The 1,483-nt window shown below is 36.3% G+C and carries 1 protein-coding gene; it reads left to right on the top strand.

Annotation, left to right across the window (positions count from 1 at the left end):
• Positions 1-153: 153 nt before the first annotated feature.
• On the top strand, positions 154-1,483 hold a 1,330-nt coding region (locus tag IQR33_RS34130; protein ID WP_322631802.1), incomplete at its 3' end, for an AAA family ATPase.

Genomic DNA, 1,483 nt, shown 5'->3' with positions numbered 1-1,483 from the left:
CTCCGATTACCTTTTCTTGTGCCGAGAACTCCAACCGCGTGGTCAAATCTACTTATCCACTACATCCATGATTTCAATTAAATATTCAACAGAATGGATATGGTAGTATAATGCACGTATTTAAGTTGCTGAAATATAAAAAGAGGCGAACCTGTGCATTTAGAAAGTCTAACAATAAAAAACTATCGTAAGTTTCGTACTTCACACAACACGGTTTGTTTCGTAGAACCAGAGGTAATTGAGCTTGATACGGAAGGTACTAGGCATGCTCCTGTAATCTCCCCTTCAACTACTTTGATAATTGGTAAGAATAATGCGGGAAAAACAACCATCGCAAATGCTTTAAAGTTGTTATGCAACAATGAGCAACCATCTGCATCAGACTTTAACCTAACCTACTTAAATGAGTTGTTTAATCAATATAGGTTGGCCTTTGAAGGAGATGAGGCAACTAACTTTCCCAATTTAGATACACCTAGTATAGAGTTCTGCTTGAATATCAAAGTGAACTTTAATGATGAAGATTTGATGACTCATCTAGCTCCTTTCATAGCAATAAGTGAAGATGGGAATGACGGGCCAGTCAGCGTAAAGATTAAGATTCGAATTGAGCTAGCAGAGGAGCCTGAGTTTAAAGAAGAAGTCAGTAGGATTTTTAAAGAAGCAGACACCGAAACGAAAAAGAAACAGCGTTTTGAGAAGTTTTACTCTCTACTTTCTAAGGCAACAAGCAGCGTTAGCAAGGAGGGTAACTTATACCAAACTTCATTCATTGACTGTTTAGGAGATTCAACTGAAAAGTTTTCTTTAAAAAAGCTAATAAACATCAAAGAGATAAAGGCAAATCGACATCTCAAGGAAGGCGTATTAAGTGATGTGTTTAATAAAATTGTCGCATTTCAGTTAACAAACGATAATAGCTCACGACAAGCGCTTGAACAGAATATAGATGCTATAAACGATCTAATTACAGGAAATGTTAGCCCAAAGAGCAGTGATATATCGAAGGTTCTGGGACAGGTCGAAAGCTCTGATAAGGTAGATCTAAGTCTGTCAGGAAACGTCACTTATGATGATATAATAAGACGTTTGATTAAATATAATTTTATGGATGGTGAGGACTATATACCTGAAGACCAGTTTGGGCTGGGCTACATAAACCTCTTAAATATAATTGGTGAGATAATACACTTCGTAGATAGCTATGAGGATAAAAGTCATTTTAGTAGGATCAATCTACTCTTTATAGAGGAACCTGAAGCATTCATGCATCCACAAATGCAAGAGTTCTTTATAAAACGTATTGATGATGCTGTAAAGAAAGCACTAGAGATAGCTAACACTTCCTCTGAGATATCAAAGACCCTTCAGTGTCAGATAGCAATCACGACCCATTCTTCACATATTGTTAATAGTAAGATTCATAGTAGTAACACTTTCAACAATCTCAACTACCTAACTTCGATCGATAAATGTACAAAAT

It is taken from the genome of Vibrio sp. OPT46 (genome assembly GCF_015163535.1).
Classification (GTDB): Bacteria; Pseudomonadota; Gammaproteobacteria; order Enterobacterales; family Vibrionaceae; genus Vibrio; species Vibrio alginolyticus.
This window is presented reverse-complemented; position numbering and strand designations above follow the sequence as displayed.